The following is a 16294-nucleotide window of genomic DNA, read 5'->3' as shown; positions in this document are numbered from 1 at the left end:
GAAAGTCAGTCGGCGTCGTAGCCGAGGTTTGGCGCCAGCCAGCGCTCGACCTCGCTCACGCTCATCCCTTTACGCGCCGCGTAGTCTTCCACCTGATCGCGCTGGATCTGCGCCACCGCGAAGTACTTGCTCTCAGGATGGCTGAAGTACCAGCCGGATACCGCCGCTCCCGGCCACATAGCGAAGGACTCCGTCAGTTCCATGCCGGTGTGGCGGTTGACGTCCAGCAGCTGCCAGATGGTCGCTTTTTCGGTGTGCTCCGGGCAGGCCGGGTAGCCCGGCGCCGGCCGGATGCCCTGATAGTTCTCGCGGATCAGTTCCTCGTTGCTCAGGCTCTCGTCGGCGGCATAGCCCCAGTGCAACTTGCGCACCTGCTCATGCAGGTATTCGGCGAAGGCCTCCGCCAAACGATCCGCCAACGCCTTGACCATGATTTTGTTATAATCGTCGTGCTGCGCGTCGTACGCCGCCGCCAGCGCGTCTTCCTCCAGCCCGCCGGTCACCGCGAAGGCGCCGAAGTAGTCGGCCTTGCCGCTGCTTTTCGGCGCCACGAAGTCCGCCAGGCAGTAGTTCGGGAAGTCGGTTTTTTCCGTCTGCTGACGCAGATGGCGGCTCACCGCCAGCACCTCGCCGCGCCGTTCGTCGCGGTACACTTCCACGTCGTCGCCGACGCGGTTGGCCGGGAACAGGCCGTAAACGCCACGCGGGTTGAGGCTGCGCTCGGCGGCCAGCCGATCCAGCATCTGATTGGCGTCGTGGAACAGGCGCTTGGCCTCTTCCCCCACCACCTCATCCTCCAGGATGCGCGGGTATTTGCCCGCCAGCGACCAGGTCATGAAGAACGGCGTCCAGTCGATGTAGTGGCGCAGCGTCTCGATGCCGGCCGCCACCGGAAACACGCCGAGCTGCCGCGGCGCCGGCGGCTGATAATCGGCCCAGTCCAGCGCCATGGCGTTGGCGCGCGCCTTCTGCAAATCGACCGGCGGCGTGCGCGGTTTTTTGCGCGCGTGCTGAATGCGCACCGTTTCATATTCTTTGCGGGTGCGCGCCACAAACTCGTCGCGCTGGGTGGCGGACAGCAGTGCCGACACCACGCCCACGGTGCGCGAGGCGTTCTGCACGTAGGTGGTTGGGCCGCTGTAGTTCTGCTCGATTTTCACCGCGGTGTGCGCCTTGGAGGTGGTGGCGCCGCCGATCAGCAGCGGCAGCGTAAAGCCCTGGCGCTCCATCTCTTTGGCCACGTTGACCATCTCGTCGAGCGACGGCGTGATCAGCCCCGACAGGCCGATGATGTCGACGTTCTCCTCGCGCGCGGTGCGCAGGATTTTCTCCGTCGGTACCATCACGCCAAGATCGACGATTTCATAATTGTTGCACTGCAGCACCACGCCGACGATATTCTTGCCGATGTCGTGCACGTCGCCTTTCACCGTCGCCAACAGGATTTTGCCCGCGGAGGTGCCTTGCTGCTTGCTGGCCTCGATGTACGGTTCCAGGTAGGCCACCGCCTGCTTCATCACGCGGGCGGATTTCACCACCTGCGGCAGGAACATCTTGCCCTCGCCGAACAGATCGCCGACCACGTTCATCCCGGCCATCAGCGGCCCTTCGATCACTTCGATCGGGCGTTCGGCCTGTTGCCGCGCTTCTTCGGTGTCCAGTTCGATAAACTCGGTGATGCCCTTCACCAGCGAGTATTCCAGCCGCTTCTCCACCGGCCAGCCGCGCCATTCCGCCTGCTGCACCGCCGCTTCGCCGTCTTTGCTGCCGCGGTACTTTTCCGCCAGTTCCAGCAGGCGTTCGGTGCCGTCCTCGCGACGGTTGAGGATCACGTCTTCTACCGCCTCGCGCAGCTCAGTAGGCAGATCGTCGTAAATCGCCAGCTGCCCGGCGTTGACGATGCCCATGTCCATGCCGTTGCGAATGGCGTGATACAGGAATACCGCGTGGATTGCTTCACGCACCGGATCGTTGCCGCGGAACGAGAACGACACGTTGGACACCCCGCCGGAGATCATCGCGTGCAGCAGGTGGGTTTTGATGTCGGCGCAGGCTTCGATAAAGTCGACGGCGTAGTTGTTGTGCTCTTCGATGCCGGTGGCGACGGCGAAGATGTTCGGGTCGAAAATGATGTCTTCCGGCGGGAAACCGACGCGTTCGGTCAAAATTTTATAGGCGCGGCGACAGATCTCGAACTTGCGCTCGCGGGTGTCCGCCTGGCCCACTTCGTCGAACGCCATCACCACCACCGCAGCGCCATAGCGGCGCACCAGCCTGGCGTGGTGGATAAAGGCCTCTTCGCCCTCCTTCATCGAGATCGAGTTGACGATACCCTTGCCCTGAATGCACTTCAGGCCTTTCTCGATAACGGACCACTTGGAGGAGTCGATCATGATCGGCACCCGGGCGATATCCGGCTCGCCGGCGATCAGGTTGAGGAAGCGCACCATCGCCGCTTCGGCGTCGAGCATCCCCTCATCCATGTTGATGTCGATGATCTGCGCGCCGCTCTCGACCTGCTGGCGCGCCACGTCGAGCGCCTCGTTGTATTTCTCTTCTTTGATCAAGCGTTTGAAACGCGCCGAGCCGGTGACGTTGGTGCGCTCGCCGACGTTGACGAACAGGGTGTTGGCGTCGATGGTCAGCGGTTCCAGACCGGCCAGGCGGCAGGCGACCGGGAGCTCCGGCAGCCGGCGCGGCGGCACGCCCTCGACCGCCTTGACCATCGCGGCGATATGTTCCGGCGTGGTGCCGCAGCAGCCGCCGATAATATTGAGGAAGCCGGCCTGCGCCCACTCCCCGACCTGGCGCGCCATCTCGGCCGCATCCAGATCGTACTCGCCGAAGGCGTTCGGCAAACCGGCGTTCGGGTGTGCGGTGACGTAGGTCTCCGAGATGCGCGCCAGCTCGGCGACGTACTGACGCAGCTCATCCGGCCCCAGGGCGCAGTTCAGGCCGAAGGTCAGCGGCTTGACGTGGCGCAGCGAATTGTAAAACGCTTCGGTGGTCTGGCCGGATAAGGTGCGGCCGGAGGCGTCGGTGATGGTGCCGGAAATCATGATCGGCAGTTCCACCCCCAGCGCTTCGAATTCGGTTTCCACCGCAAAAGCGGCGGCCTTGGCGTTCAGGGTGTCGAAGATGGTTTCGATCATGATCAGATCGACGCCGCCTTCCACCAGCGCGCGGGTCGATTCGCGGTAAGCCGCCACCAGTTCATCGAACGAGATGTTGCGGAACGCCGGATCGTTGACGTTCGGCGAGATGGACGCAGTGCGGTTGGTCGGCCCCAACACCCCGGCGACGTAGCGCGGTTTTTCCGGCGTGCGCGCCGTCCATTCGTCGGCGCAGGCGCGCGCCAGACAGGCGGCCTGATAGTTAATCTCGGCGGACAGCGACTCCATGTGGTAGTCGGCCATGGCGATGGAGGTGGAGTTGAAGGTATTGGTCTCAAGGATATCGGCGCCCGCCTCAAGATAGGCGTAATGAATGGCGGTGATCACTTCCGGCTTGGTCAGCACCAGCAGATCGTTATTGCCTTTCAGATCGCTGCGCCAGTCGGCGAAACGCTCACCGCGAAAATCGCGCTCGTCCAGGCGATAGCTCTGGATCATGGTGCCCATGCCGCCGTCCAACACTAAAATGCGCTGCGCTAACTGGCGGCGCAGTTGTTCTACTCGATTCGTCACTGTAACCCCTTCCATTGCCATCCAGCCCATTGCTCAACTGCCGCAAAAACCAACGAGTCATCCTAGCACAGCTTGTAAGGACAAAGGGCCAGGCGACAATTGAGAGTTTTTCAGGTTGTGCGTCAACACCTCCGATGAGCTGACGGCGGCTTGCAATTCATCGACAAAAAACGAAAATGAATTCCATCATACGGAAAAAGGAATCTCACCCATGGCCACCCCTGCTCCCGCCAAGCGCGGCAAGAAGCCCCGCGCAGCAGCCCCCGCCGCCAGTGCGGCGACCGGTCAGGTACAATCGTTGACCCGTGGCCTGAAACTGTTGGAATACATTTCGGAAGCCCAGGGCAACGTGGCGCTGACCGATCTGGCCCAGCAGGCCGGCCTGCCGAACTCCACCACTCACCGCCTGCTCACCACCATGCAGCAGCAGGGATTCGTGCGCCAGGTCGGCGATCTCGGCCTGTGGACCATCGGCTCGCACGCCTTTGTGGTCGGCAGCAGCTTCCTGCAAAGCCGCAACCTGCTGGCGATGGTGCATCCGACGCTGCGCCGCCTGATGGAGGAGTCCGGCGAAACCGTCAACCTGGCGGTGCTGGATACCAGCGAGTACCAGGCGATCATCATCGATCAGGTGCAGTGCACGGCGCTGATGCGCATGTCGGCGCCGATCGGCGGCAAACTGCCGATGCACGCCTCCGGTGCCGGCAAAGCGTTCCTCGCCACCCTGCCGGACGATCAGGTGACCAAACTGCTGCACAAGAAAGGCATGCACACCTACACGCCGCATACCCTGACGCCGCACAACCTGAAAGAGGGGCTGGCGCAGATCCGCAAACAGGGCTTCTCCTTTGACGACGAAGAGCACGCGCTCGGCCTGCGCTGCGTGGCGGCCTGCATCTTCGACGAGCACCGCGAAGCCTTCGCCGCCATTTCCATCTCCGGCCCGGTGTCGCGCATCACCGACGATCGCGTGATCGAGCTGGGCGCGCTGGTGATCCACGCGGCGAAAGAGATCAGCCTGGCCTACGGCGGCGTGCGCTAATCCCGCTCATCCGAGGGGCGCCCCAGCGCGCCCCTGCTCCCCTGCCATGCTCTGTTGTCAGCATGTAACAGGCTGTCGGCATCCTGTTTAGCGCACAGGCAAAAAGCTTGAAGCCGATCACAGTTAACGATCCTCACGGCGAAAGCCCATTGCAACCGCTCACACTTCCTTCGACAATGTTACCGATAACATGTTACCGGTAACAATCAGACTGAACGAAGGTAACGTCACCCGGTGTTTTGGAGCCAAACCATGACCAACAATCAAAATCGCATTTATGTCGTTATGGGCGTTTCCGGCAGCGGCAAGTCCGCCGTCGCCGCCGCCGCGGCCCGCCAACTCTCCGCCGGCTTCCTCGACGGCGACTTCCTGCACCCGCGCAGCAATATCCTGAAGATGGCCGCCGGCGAAGCGTTGAACGACGACGATCGCGCGCCGTGGCTGGCCGCGCTCAACGACGCCGCCTTCGCCATGCAGCGCACCAACAACGTGTCGATCATCGTCTGTTCGGCGTTGAAAAAGCAGTATCGCGACCGCCTGCGCGCCGGCAACGGCAACCTGTCATTCATCTATCTGCACGGCGAGTTCCCGGTGATCGAATCCCGCCTGGCGGCGCGCAACGGCCACTTCTTCAAGCCGCAGATGCTGGTCACCCAGTTCGCCGCGCTGGAGCAACCGGGCGCCGACGAGAACGACGTGATGGCGATCGACATCAATCAGCCGCTGGACGCGGTGATCGCCGATACCGTGCGCCATATCCAGAGCTTCCTGCCGCAGGACGTGTGCGCGTGAGTACCGTAACGCTGGTCGGTACCGCAGTCGGCTCGGTTTTACTGCTGTTATTCCTGGTGATGAAGGCACGCATGCACGCCTTCGTCGCGCTGATGCTGGTGTCCATCGCCGCCGGCATCTTCTCCGGCATGCCGCTGGAACACATCGCCGACACCATGCAAAAAGGCATGGGCGACACGCTGGGCTTCCTGGCGATCGTGGTGGCGCTCGGGGCGATGTTCGGCAAGATCCTGCATGAGGTCGGCGCGCTCGATCAAATTGCGGCGCAATTGCTGAAACGATTCGGACAAAGCAAGGCGCACTACGCGCTCGGCATCGCCGGCCTGATCTGCGCGCTGCCGCTGTTCTTCGACGTGGCGGTGGTGCTGCTGATCGGCATCGTGTTCGCCGTGGCGCGCCGCACCGACGGCAATATCGTCAAGCTGGCCATCCCGCTGTTCGCCGGTGTGGCCGCTGCCGCCTCCTTCCTGCTGCCGGGGCCGGTGCCGATGCTGCTGGCATCGCAGATGAAGGCCGATTTCGGCTGGATGATCGCCATCGGCCTGGTGGCGGCAGTGATCGGCATGCTGATCGCCGGCCCGCTGTACGGCAGCTTTATCAGCCGCTTCGTCAACTGGCCAATGCCGCCGGAAGAGAACGAGCCGACGCTGACCAAGGGCAATCTGCCGTCGTTCGGCTTCAGCCTGGCGCTGGTGCTGTGCCCGCTGGTACTGGTCGGCATGAAGACTATCGGCGCGCGGCTGGTCACCCCGGGTTCGCAGCTGCAGCAGTGGCTGGAGTTTATCGGCCACCCGTTCACCGCCATTCTGCTGGCCTGCCTGATCGTGATTTACGGTCTGGCGAAACCGCGCGGCATGAGCAACGAACAGACCCTGGCCATCTGCTCCGCCGCCGTGCAGCCGGCCGGAATCATCCTGCTGATGACCGGCGCCGGCGGGGTGTTCAAGCAGATCCTGGTGGATTCCGGTGTAGGGCCGGCGCTGGGTGACGCCATGATCGGCGCCGGCCTGCCGATCGCCGTGGCCGCCTTCGCGCTGTCCGCCATGGTGCGGGTGATCCAGGGCTCGGCCACCGTCGCCTGCCTGACCACCGTCGGCCTGGTGCTGCCGGTGACCAGCCAGCTCGGGCTGAACGGCGGGCAGTTGGCCGCGCTGGCCATCTGCATCGCCGGCGGCTCCATCGTGCTGAGCCACGTCAACGACGCCGGCTTCTGGCTGTTCGGCAAATTCACCGGTGCCAACGAGCTGCAAACGCTGAAAACCTGGACGGTGATGGAAACCCTTCTGGGCAGCGTCGGCGGCGCCATCGGCATGATTGCATTCACGATGTTTTAAATCCTAAATCGCCCCCGGCCTTGCACACCAGGGCTGCAAATCACCCCCGGGGGCACCGCCACAGGCGGCGACTATAACAACAGCAATGTGAGGAAGGCATGATTAATCCAACCTTGTCCCGTGTCACACAGCGCATCATCGACCGTTCCCAGGCCAGCCGCGCCGCCTATCTGGCGCGTATCGAGGCGGCCCGCGCCCAAACCGTCCACCGCGCGCAGCTCGCCTGCGGCAACCTGGCCCACGGCTTCGCCGCCTGTCAGCCTGATGACAAGGCGTCGCTGAAAAACATGGTGCGCAGCGATATCGCCATCATCACCGCCTATAACGACATGCTGTCGGCCCACCAGCCGTACGAACACTACCCGCAGCGGCTGAAGCAGGCGCTGAAAGCGGTCGGCGCCGTGGGCCAGGTGGCCGGCGGCGTGCCGGCGATGTGCGACGGCGTGACGCAGGGGCAGGACGGCATGGAGCTGTCGCTGATGAGCCGCGACGTGATCGCCATGTCGGCCGCCGTCGGCCTGTCGCACAATATGTTCGACGGCGCGCTGTTCCTCGGCATCTGCGACAAGATCGTGCCGGGGCTGGTGATGGCCGCCCTCTCCTTCGGCCACCTGCCCGCGCTGTTCGTGCCGGCCGGCCCGATGAGCAGCGGCCTGCCGAACAAGGAAAAAGTGCGCGTGCGCCAGCTGTACGCCGAGGGCAAGGCCGACCGTTTGGCGCTGTTGGAGGCCGAGGCGGCCTCTTATCACGGCATCGGCACCTGCACCTTCTACGGCACCGCCAACACCAACCAGATGGTGATGGAAGTGATGGGTCTGCATCTGCCGGGCGCCTCCTTCGTCCATCCGGACACGCCGCTGCGCGACGCGCTGAACGACGCCGCCGCGCGCCAGGTGACCCGACTGACCGATACCGCCGGCAACTACCTGCCGATCGGCCGCCTGGTGGACGAGAAAGTGGTGGTGAACGGCATCGTCTCGCTGCTGGCCACCGGCGGCTCCACCAACCTGACCATGCATCTGGTGGCGATGGCGCGGGCGGCGGGCATCATCATCACCTGGGACGATTTCTCGGAGCTGTCGGAGGCGGTGCCGCTGCTGTGCCGCATCTACCCGAACGGCCCGGCCGATATCAACCAATTCCAGGCCGCCGGCGGCGTGCCGCTGGTGGTGCGCGAGCTGCTGCAACATGGCCTGCTGCACGAAGACGTGCACACCGTGGCCGGTTTCGGCCTGCGCCGCTACACCCAGGAACCGTGGCTGGACAACGGCCAATTGGTATGGCGCGAAGGCGTGGCCGGCTCGCTCGACGCCAGCGTGATCGCCAGCGTCGCCCAGCCGTTCGAACATCATGGCGGCACCAAAGTGATGGCCGGCAATCTGGGCCGCGCGGTGATGAAAACCTCGGCGGTGCCCGCCGATAACCAGATCATCGAAGCGCCGGCGGTGGTGTTCGACAGCCAGCACGATATCGTGCCAGCGTTCGAAGCCGGCAAGCTGGATCGCGATTGCGTGGTGGTGGTGCGCTTCCAGGGGCCGCAGGCCAATGGCATGCCGGAGCTGCACAAGCTGATGCCGCCGCTGGGTGTGCTGATGGATCGCGGTTTCAAAGTGGCGCTGGTGACCGACGGCCGCCTGTCCGGCGCCTCCGGCAAGGTGCCTTCCGCCATCCACGTCACCCCGGAAGCCTATAGCGGCGGCCTGCTGGCGAAAGTGCGCGACGGCGATCCGATCCGCGTCAACGGCCGCAGCGGCGAGCTGCAGGTGCTGGTCGACGCCGACGAGCTGGCGCGGCGCACGCCATGCCAACCCGATCTGAGCGCGGAACACATCGGCTGCGGCCGCGAGCTGTTCGGCGCGCTGCGCAGCCAGCTGTCAGGCGCCGAGCAGGGCGCCTGCTGCATCAAATTTTAATCGATAGCCTGGCCGCATCGCCGCCTGGCGGCGGCCACAGAGGAGAACGTCAGCATGAACAAGTGGACAACAAGCGCCGAGCAGATCCTGACGGCGGGGCCGGTGGTGCCGGTCATCGTGATCAACAAGCTGGAACATGCGGTGCCGTTGGCGAAAGCGCTGGTCGCCGGCGGCGTGCGGGTGCTGGAGGTGACGCTGCGCACCGCCTGCGCCATGGACGCCATTCGCGCCATCGCCCAAGAGGTGCCGGAAGCGATCATCGGCGCCGGTACGGTGATCAATCCGCAGCAGCTGCGGGAAGTGACCGAGGCCGGCGCGCAGTTCGCCATCAGCCCAGGATTGACCGACGAGCTGCTCAAGGCGGCCACCGCCGGGTCCATTCCGCTGATTCCGGGCATCAGCACCGTTTCCGAACTGATGCAGGGCATGGATTACGGCCTGCGCGAATTTAAATTCTTCCCGGCGGAAGCCAACGGCGGCGTAAAAGCGCTGCAGGCGATCGGCGGCCCGTTCCCGCAGGTGCGTTTCTGCCCGACCGGCGGCATCTCGCCGGACAATTACCGCAGCTATCTGGCGCTGAAAAGCGTGCTGTGCATCGGCGGCTCCTGGCTGGTGCCGGCGGATGCGCTCGAAAGCGGCGACTACGCGCGCATTACCGAACTGGCGCGCACCGCCGTCGCGGGCGCCCAGGCCTGAGTTACATCGCAGCGGTGGCGGCCGGCAGCGCCGCCCCGCTGCGCTGGCTGAACCGCTGCTTCTTGCGATAAGCGAACACGTCTTCCACATGCCCCTCGCGGATGCGCTGCTGCAACCCGCGCCAATACTCCGCGGTAAACAGATCGCTGTGCAGCTCCTCAAACACCTGCCGAATGCGCCGATCGCCGCACAGGAAGTGGCGGAACTCTTCCGGGAACACGTCGTTGGGCGCGATGCTGTACCACGGCTCGCTGGCCAGCTCGTCCTCCGGATAACGCGGCGGCGGAATGTCGCGGAAGTTGACCTCGGTCATGTAGCAAATCTCGTCGTAGTCGTAGAACACCACCCGCCCGTGGCGCGTCACGCCGAAGTTCTTGAACAGCATATCGCCGGGGAAGATATTGGCGGCGGCCAACTGCTTGATCGCATTGCCGTACTCTTCAATCGCATCGCGCATCTGCTGGTCGTTGGCCTGCTCCAGATACAGGTTCAGCGGCGTCATGCGCCGTTCCATATACAAATGTTTGATCACGATGCGATCGCCGAGATCTTCCAGCTTGCCCGGCACTTCACGCCGCAGCTCCGCCAACAGCTCAGGGCTGAGACGCGCCTTGTCGACGACGAAATTTTCGTACTCCTGGGTATCCGCCATGCGCCCGACGCGATCGTGCTCTTTCACCAGCTGATAGCAAGCCATCACCTGCGCCTGCGTCACCTCTTTTTGCGGGGCGAACTCATCCTTGATCACTTTAAACACCCGATCGAAGGACGGCAGGGTGAACACCAGCATCACCATGCCTTTCACGCCCGGCGCGATGATGAACTGTTCCTGTGAGTGCGCCATAAAGGTCAGGTATTCGCGATAGCATTCGGTTTTACCGTGCTTCTGGCAGCCGATCGCCATGTACAGCTCGGCGGTGGTTTTGCCCGGCAGGATCTCGCGCAGCCACTCCACCATCGCCGCCGGCAGCGGCGCGTAGACCATGAAATAAGAGCGGGCGAAGCCGAAGACAATGCTGGCCTCGGCCTTTCCGGTCAGGCAGGCATCGATAAACAGCGCGCCCGACTCGCTGTGGTGGATCGGGAGCAAGAACGGATAAACACCGTCGGCCAGGCGCAGCTTGCCGACCAGCCAGGCGGCCTTGTTGCGATAGAACAGTTCGTTGGCTATCTGGAAGGTTGCGCCCGCCAGCTGCGGTGCGCTGAAGGCGCGTTGCAGCGCCTGAGTGATGTCGCGAATATCGCGCGCCAAGTCCTCCCACGGCAGCCGCAGCGGCAGATCGCTCAGCACGCTGCGCAGCATCGCCGGCAGATCGCCATTGGGGGTAAAATCGCGCGCCAGCGGACGCGGTATGTCGCGAAAGCGCCGTTCCGGCTGCGAACTGAAGACGAACAGCTTGTCCGGCGTCAGATCGCGGTGCTTGAACAGCCGGCAATAGACCGAGTTAAAGAAGCTTTCGGCGATCTCGAAACGCGGATAGTCCGGCAGCAGGTCGATATAAACCGCTTTAACCCGGCTGGGGAAGTCGGCGTCGAAATATTTCTGCCCGGTGATGCATTTAAGCTGCTCCACCACCAGGCCAACGTGATGGTCATACAGATGGATGCGCTTTTTCATCGCCTGCTGTACCGCCGGCCAGTCCGCCTGCTCGAAGCGCTGCTGCGCGCCAGCGGTCACTTCCAGAAAGCGGCCGTACTGCGCATCGAAGCCCTGCAGGATCGTCTGAGCGATCAACAACTCCAGTTTTGCCGCCATCCTTACCCCCGCCAGAAAAAGAAGCCTGCGCATGCAGGCTCCGGGTGAAACGTCTTCAAGCTTGCCGCATCAGAACTGCTGTTCTTCCGTCGAACCGGTCAGCGCGGTGACCGAAGAGGCGCCGCCCTGAATGACGGTGGTGACCTTGTCGAAGTAGCCGGTACCCACCTCCTGCTGGTGCGACGCGAAGGTGTAACCGCGATCCACCGCGGCGAACTCCGCCTGCTGCACCTTCTCGACGTAGTGTTTCATCCCCTCGCCCTGCGCATAGGCGTGCGCCAGGTCGAACATGTTGAACCACATGCTGTGGATGCCCGCCAGCGTGATGAACTGATACTTGTAGCCCATGTCCGACAGCGCCTGCTGGAAGCGGCCGATGGTCTGGTCGTCGAGGTTCTTCTTCCAGTTGAACGATGGCGAGCAGTTGTAGGCCAACAGCTTGCCTGGATATTTGGCGTGGATGGCGTCGGCGAAGCGCTGGGCGGCATCCAGATCCGGCGTTGAGGTTTCGCACCACACCATATCGGCGTAAGGGGCATAGGCCAGGCCGCGGCTGATCGCCTGTTCGACGCCGGCATGGGTGCGGAAGAAGCCTTCCGCCGTACGCTCGCCAGTGACGAAGGCGCTGTCATACGGATCGCAGTCAGAGGTCAGCAGGTCGGCCGCATCGGCGTCGGTACGGGCGATCACCAGCGTCGGCACGCCGAGCACGTCGGCCGCCAGGCGCGCGGCGACCAGTTTCTGGATCGCTTCTTGCGTCGGCACCAGCACTTTGCCGCCCATATGGCCGCATTTCTTCACCGCCGCCAGCTGATCTTCGAAGTGCACCCCGGCGGCGCCGGCGGTAATCATCGCTTTCATCAGCTCAAAGGCGTTCAACACGCCGCCGAAGCCGGCTTCCGCATCGGCGACGATCGGCAGGAAATAATCGGTGTACCCTTTGCTGCCCGGCTCAATCTGGTTCGCCCATTGGATCTGATCGGCACGGCGGAAGGTGTTGTTGATGCGCTCGACCACCTTCGGCACCGAGTCCACCGGATACAGCGATTGGTCAGGGTACATGGCCGCCGCGCTGTTGGCGTCGGCCGCCACCTGCCAACCGGACAAGTAGATGGCCTCGACGCCGGCTTTGGCCTGCTGCAGCGCCTGGCCGCCGGTCAGCGCGCCCAGGCAGTTCACGTAGCCTTTGCGCGCCTTGCCGTTCAACAATGCCCACAGTTTGGCGGCGCCGTTTTGCGCCAGGGTGCATTCCGGGTTGACCGAACCGCGCAGGTTGATCACGTCTTCGGCGCTATAGGGGCGGGTAATGCCTTCCCAACGGGCCGATTTCCATTCCTGTTCCAGCTGCTGGATCTGTTGAGAGCGAGAGGTAGACATAATTTTTATCCTTTCAGTCATGTAGGGTTGATTGGGAAAATTCAGGCCAGCAGCTCATAGCCGGGCAGCGTCAGGAAATCGATTAATTCATCTTGCGTGGTGATGCGCTCCATCAGGCTCGCCGCCTCTTCGAACCGGCCGGCGTTAAAGCGCGCTTCCCCTACTTCTTCACGCACCACCAACATCTCTTCTTGCAGCATCTGGCGGAACAGCGCCTTGGTGACCGGGCGCCCGTCGTTCAGGCTCTTCTCGTGGTGGATCCACTGCCAGATAGACGTGCGGGAGATCTCCGCCGTCGCCGCATCCTCCATCAAACCGTAAATCGGCACGCAGCCGTTGCCGGAGATCCAGGCTTCAATGTACTGCACCGCCACGCGGATATTGGCGCGCATCCCTGCTTCGGTGCGTTCGCCGTCGCACGGTTCCAGCAGCTGTGCGGCGCTGATCGGCGCATCCTGCTCACGCAGCACGTCCAGCTGGTTTTGACGATCGCCCAATGCGTTGCCGAACACCTCCATCACCGTGTCCGCCAAGCCCGGGTGCGCCACCCAGGTGCCGTCGTGGCCATTGTTGGCCTCCAGCTCTTTGTCCGCCCGTACCTTGTTCAGCACCCAGGCGTTTTTTTCGGCGTCTTTGCTCGGGATAAACGCCGCCATGCCGCCCATGGCGAACGCGCCGCGCTTATGACAGGTTTTGATCAACAGGCGCGAATAGGCGCTGAGGAAAGGTTTTTCCATGGTCACCGACTGACGATCCGGCAGCACGCGATCGCCGTGGTTCTTCAGCGTTTTGATGTAGCTGAAGATGTAATCCCAACGGCCGCAGTTCAGACCGACGATGTGATCGCGCAGGTGATACAGGATCTCGTCCATCTGGAACACCGCCGGCAAGGTTTCGATCAGCACGGTCGCCTTGATGGTGCCGCGCGGCAGATCGAAACGATCCTCGGTAAAGCTGAAGACATCGCTCCACCAGGCCGCTTCCTCCCAGGACTGGGTTTTCGGCAGGTAGAAATACGGGCCGCTGCCCTTGGCCAACAGCTGGCGATAGTTGTGGTAGAAGTACAGCGCGAAATCGAACAGGCCGCCGGGGATGGCTTCATCACGCCACAAGACGTGTTTCTCCGGCAGGTGCAAGCCGCGCACGCGAGCGATCAACACCGCCGGATTCGGTTTCAGCTGGTAGATCTTGCCGGCTTCATTGGTGTAGGAGATGGTGCCGTTAACCGCATCGTGCAGGTTGATTTGACCGTCGATGACTTTGTCCCAGCTTGGCGCCAGCGAGTCTTCGAAGTCCGCCATAAACACTTTTACGTTGGCGTTCAGCGCATTGATCACCATCTTGCGCTCGACCGGCCCGGTGATCTCGACCCTGCGGTCACGCAGGTCTTGCGGAATGCCGCGGATTTGCCAGTCACCTTCACGAATGGAAGCGGTTTCCGAAATAAATCCCGGCAGTTCACCGCGATCGATATTTTGTTGCCAGCGGACACGCGCCGCCAGCAGCTCGTTGCGCCGCGGCGTGAATTTCCCCACCAGGTCCGCCAGGAATTCAACCGCTTCGTCCGTTAACACCTGGCGCTCCGCAGCGGCGAAACCCTGCGTAAACCTTAACTCCGTGCCTGCTATCTGTTGCGTCATGACCTTGCTCCTTCCCATCGTTGCACCCGAGCGACCGGCGCATTTTCATCAGAAATCACTGTGGATCAGGGCGGATGAAACGATCCTCAACTGGTCAGATCTCATCCCGATAGCTCTAAGAATACTCAACAAAAAATAAAAATCAAAAACCATTTCCATTTTATTATTAAATATTTTATTAACACTTTATTATCAATTGGTTAGGGTAAATAACACGGTCAACAGGTAAGGAAATCGGTTCCAATAGAATTGCAAAGACGGGATAACGTGTTGTTAGGCAATGGTTTTTTGGGAAAATTGACGGGTAAAAAGAGGATCGGGCAGAGGATGAGCAATGCGGCGGCCTCGATTCAGCCGCCGGCAGGCAGAAAAGATCAGTCGAGCGTCGGATTCATATGGCGCAGATCGTAAGGCGTGATCTGGTAGACGTAATAGTTGAGCCAATTGGAAAACAGCAGGTGGCCATGGCTGCGCCAGGTGGCTTTCGGTGTCAGTGCGGGGTTGTCATCGGGGAAGTAGTTGAGCGGTACGGCAGGATCGAGGCCAGCTTCGTTGTCGCGACAATACTCTCCCGCCAGCGTCATTGTATCGTATTCCGGATGGCCGGTGACGAACGCCAGGCGCTTATCCCTGCTGGCGAACAGGTAGGCGCCGGCCTGCTCGGATTCGGCCAGGATGTCCAGGTCGGTATATTGGCGAATCACCTCGGTCGGGAAATCGGCATAGCGTGAATGCGGCGCCAGGAAGCTTTCGTCGAAGCCGCGCGTCAGCAACGCATGCTGCTGTAGCGTTTGGTGCGGATAAACCCCGGAGAGCTTCACCTCGCGCGTTATCTTGGGAATGCCGTACAGAATATTCAACGCCGCCTGTACCGCCCAGCACACGAACAGCGTGGAGGTAACGTGGTTCTTAGCCCAGTCGATCACCCGTTCGATCTGCGGCCAGTAGGCAACATCGCAGAAATCGACCAGCCCCAGCGGCGCGCCGGTGACAATCAGGCCATCGAAGTTCTCATTCTGGATATCCTCGAAGTCGCAGTAGAAGTTATTCAGATGCTCGGCCGGCGTATTCTTCGATTCGCGGCTGTCGATGCGCAGCAGCTGGATATCAATCTGCAGCGGCGAGTTGGAAAGCAGGCGCAGAAACTGGTTTTCCGTTTCGATCTTCTTTGGCATCAGGTTAAGGATCAGCACTTTCAGCGGCCTGATTTCCTGTGTTTTTGCCCGCGAGGATGTCATCACGAAGACATTCTCACCACGCAAGAAATTGACCGCAGGTAACTCATCAGGAACACGAATCGGCATTGCTTAACCCTCACACATCCATTTATACGTTTAGACTTCTAGATGCCCGAAGATAGCGTTTTTTTCCGTCGCTGTCGAGCATTCAGCGGAAAGGTGAAAATGTTTCATTGCGCGAACTGCGTCAGGATCTTTGGCAGGGAGGATGAGAGGTACTGAAAGCAAAAAGGCCATCCTTTCGGATGGCCTCTTGGCTTATTTGGTGCTTGGCAGTGTCCTACAGTATTCGTCTCATCCTGAGACTCTCCCCTGCGGGGCCGCCGCAAGCGGCGTTAAGGCCCGTTCCCGACGGGCCTTTCGCATGCCCATGCTCGAGCAGAACACCAAATAACAGACAAAACAAAAAGCCCCATGCTTTTGCATGAGGCTTGTTGTTTTATTTGATGCTTGGCAGTGTCCTACTCTCGCATGGGGAGACCCCACACTACCATCGGCGCTACGGCGTTTCACTTCTGAGTTCGGCATGGGGTCAGGTGGGACCACCGCGCTATTGCCGCCAAGCAAATTCTTTTTTTCTGCCGAACTTCTAAACCCACTTTAAATAAAGTGGTGCTGATACCCAGAGTCGAACTGGGGACCTCACCCTTACCAAGGGTGCGCTCTACCAACTGAGCCATATCAGCACGCTTAATTTGATGCCTGGCAGTGTCCTACTCTCGCATGGGGAGACCCCACACTACCATCGGCGCTACGGCGTTTCACTTCTGAGTTCGGCATGGGGTCAGGTGGGACCACCGCGCTATTGCCGCCAGGCAAA

Annotated in this window: 10 protein-coding genes, 1 tRNA gene and 2 rRNA genes; 5 read left to right on the top strand and 8 right to left on the bottom strand. The window is 61.8% G+C overall.

Translation table 11 applies throughout. From position 1 onward, the window contains the following. Nucleotides 1-5: 5 nt before the first annotated feature. A complete protein-coding gene (metH, locus tag WA302_RS15770; RefSeq protein ID WP_336064495.1) occupies nucleotides 6-3701 on the bottom strand; it encodes a methionine synthase in 3696 nt (1231 codons plus the stop codon). 196 nt (nucleotides 3702-3897) lie between these two features. Here metH and iclR point away from each other — a divergent pair, with 196 nt between their 5' ends. The 5 genes from iclR to WA302_RS15745 all read left to right on the top strand — a co-directional run bounded on the left by iclR (nucleotide 3898) and on the right by WA302_RS15745 (nucleotide 9463). Continuing rightward, complete coding sequence (iclR, locus tag WA302_RS15765; protein ID WP_004936648.1) at nucleotides 3898-4728, top strand: glyoxylate bypass operon transcriptional repressor IclR; 831 nt, start codon at nucleotides 3898-3900, stop codon at nucleotides 4726-4728. A 252-nt stretch (nucleotides 4729-4980) separates the two neighbouring features. After that, nucleotides 4981-5520, top strand: a complete 540-nt coding sequence (gene gntK, locus WA302_RS15760) for a gluconokinase (RefSeq protein WP_004936645.1) — start codon at nucleotides 4981-4983, stop codon at nucleotides 5518-5520. Then, the gene (gntU, locus tag WA302_RS15755) at nucleotides 5517-6854 is read left to right on the top strand and encodes a gluconate transporter (protein WP_089196559.1); all 1338 of its coding nucleotides are present in this window, start codon (nucleotides 5517-5519) and stop codon (nucleotides 6852-6854) included. Before gntK ends, gntU begins: the two co-directional genes overlap by 4 nt. A 98-nt stretch (nucleotides 6855-6952) precedes the next feature. Next, nucleotides 6953-8767 carry a phosphogluconate dehydratase gene (edd, locus tag WA302_RS15750; RefSeq protein WP_049204304.1) on the top strand — a complete coding sequence of 605 codons (1815 nt, stop codon included), beginning with the start codon at nucleotides 6953-6955 and terminating at the stop codon, nucleotides 8765-8767. A 54-nt stretch (nucleotides 8768-8821) separates the two neighbouring features. Continuing rightward, nucleotides 8822-9463, top strand: a complete 642-nt coding sequence (locus WA302_RS15745; protein ID WP_049296301.1) for a bifunctional 4-hydroxy-2-oxoglutarate aldolase/2-dehydro-3-deoxy-phosphogluconate aldolase — start codon at nucleotides 8822-8824, stop codon at nucleotides 9461-9463. 1 nt (nucleotide 9464) lies between these two features. Here the strand turns inward: WA302_RS15745 and aceK are convergent, their stop codons facing one another. The 7 genes from aceK to rrf (WA302_RS15710) all read right to left on the bottom strand — a co-directional run bounded on the left by aceK (nucleotide 9465) and on the right by rrf (WA302_RS15710) (nucleotide 16290). Continuing rightward, complete coding sequence (gene aceK, locus WA302_RS15740) at nucleotides 9465-11219, bottom strand: bifunctional isocitrate dehydrogenase kinase/phosphatase (RefSeq protein WP_049296302.1); 1755 nt, start codon at nucleotides 11217-11219, stop codon at nucleotides 9465-9467. A gap of 69 nt (nucleotides 11220-11288) precedes the next feature. Further along, nucleotides 11289-12596 (bottom strand): isocitrate lyase, encoded by a 1308-nt coding sequence (gene aceA / locus WA302_RS15735; protein WP_261456593.1) that lies wholly within the window; start codon nucleotides 12594-12596, stop codon nucleotides 11289-11291. 41 nt (nucleotides 12597-12637) lie between these two features. Then, entirely contained in the window at nucleotides 12638-14236 is a 1599-nt protein-coding gene (gene aceB, locus WA302_RS15730; RefSeq protein WP_049296303.1) for a malate synthase A, read from the bottom strand. Nucleotides 14237-14610: 374 nt separating this feature from the next. Further along, nucleotides 14611-15540: a homoserine O-acetyltransferase MetA gene (gene metA, locus WA302_RS15725; RefSeq protein ID WP_142591249.1), complete on the bottom strand. Its 930-nt coding sequence runs from the start codon at nucleotides 15538-15540 to the stop codon at nucleotides 14611-14613. 382 nt (nucleotides 15541-15922) lie between these two features. After that, nucleotides 15923-16038: ribosomal RNA gene (gene rrf / locus WA302_RS15720) — 5S ribosomal RNA — on the bottom strand. A gap of 46 nt (nucleotides 16039-16084) precedes the next feature. After that, a tRNA-Thr gene (locus WA302_RS15715) sits at nucleotides 16085-16160 on the bottom strand. Nucleotides 16161-16174: 14 nt separating this feature from the next. Beyond that, nucleotides 16175-16290 (bottom strand): 5S ribosomal RNA (gene rrf, locus WA302_RS15710). Between the last annotated feature and the right edge of the window lie 4 nt (nucleotides 16291-16294).

It is taken from the genome of Serratia sp. 201 (genome assembly GCF_037027545.1).
GTDB classification, from domain to species: Bacteria; Pseudomonadota; Gammaproteobacteria; order Enterobacterales; family Enterobacteriaceae; genus Serratia; species Serratia bockelmannii.
This window is presented reverse-complemented; position numbering and strand designations above follow the sequence as displayed.

Coding starts and splice junctions, on each gene's coding strand:
- metH (WP_336064495.1), bottom strand. CDS start 3,701: ATGGAAGGGGTTACAGTGACGAATCGAGTAGAACAACTGCGCCGCCAG.
- aceK (WP_049296302.1), bottom strand. CDS start 11,219: ATGGCGGCAAAACTGGAGTTGTTGATCGCTCAGACGATCCTGCAGGGC.
- edd (WP_049204304.1), top strand. CDS start 6,953: ATGATTAATCCAACCTTGTCCCGTGTCACACAGCGCATCATCGACCGT.
- WA302_RS15745 (WP_049296301.1), top strand. CDS start 8,822: ATGAACAAGTGGACAACAAGCGCCGAGCAGATCCTGACGGCGGGGCCG.
- metA (WP_142591249.1), bottom strand. CDS start 15,540: ATGCCGATTCGTGTTCCTGATGAGTTACCTGCGGTCAATTTCTTGCGT.
- aceA (WP_261456593.1), bottom strand. CDS start 12,596: ATGTCTACCTCTCGCTCTCAACAGATCCAGCAGCTGGAACAGGAATGG.
- gntK (WP_004936645.1), top strand. CDS start 4,981: ATGACCAACAATCAAAATCGCATTTATGTCGTTATGGGCGTTTCCGGC.
- iclR (WP_004936648.1), top strand. CDS start 3,898: ATGGCCACCCCTGCTCCCGCCAAGCGCGGCAAGAAGCCCCGCGCAGCA.
- aceB (WP_049296303.1), bottom strand. CDS start 14,236: ATGACGCAACAGATAGCAGGCACGGAGTTAAGGTTTACGCAGGGTTTC.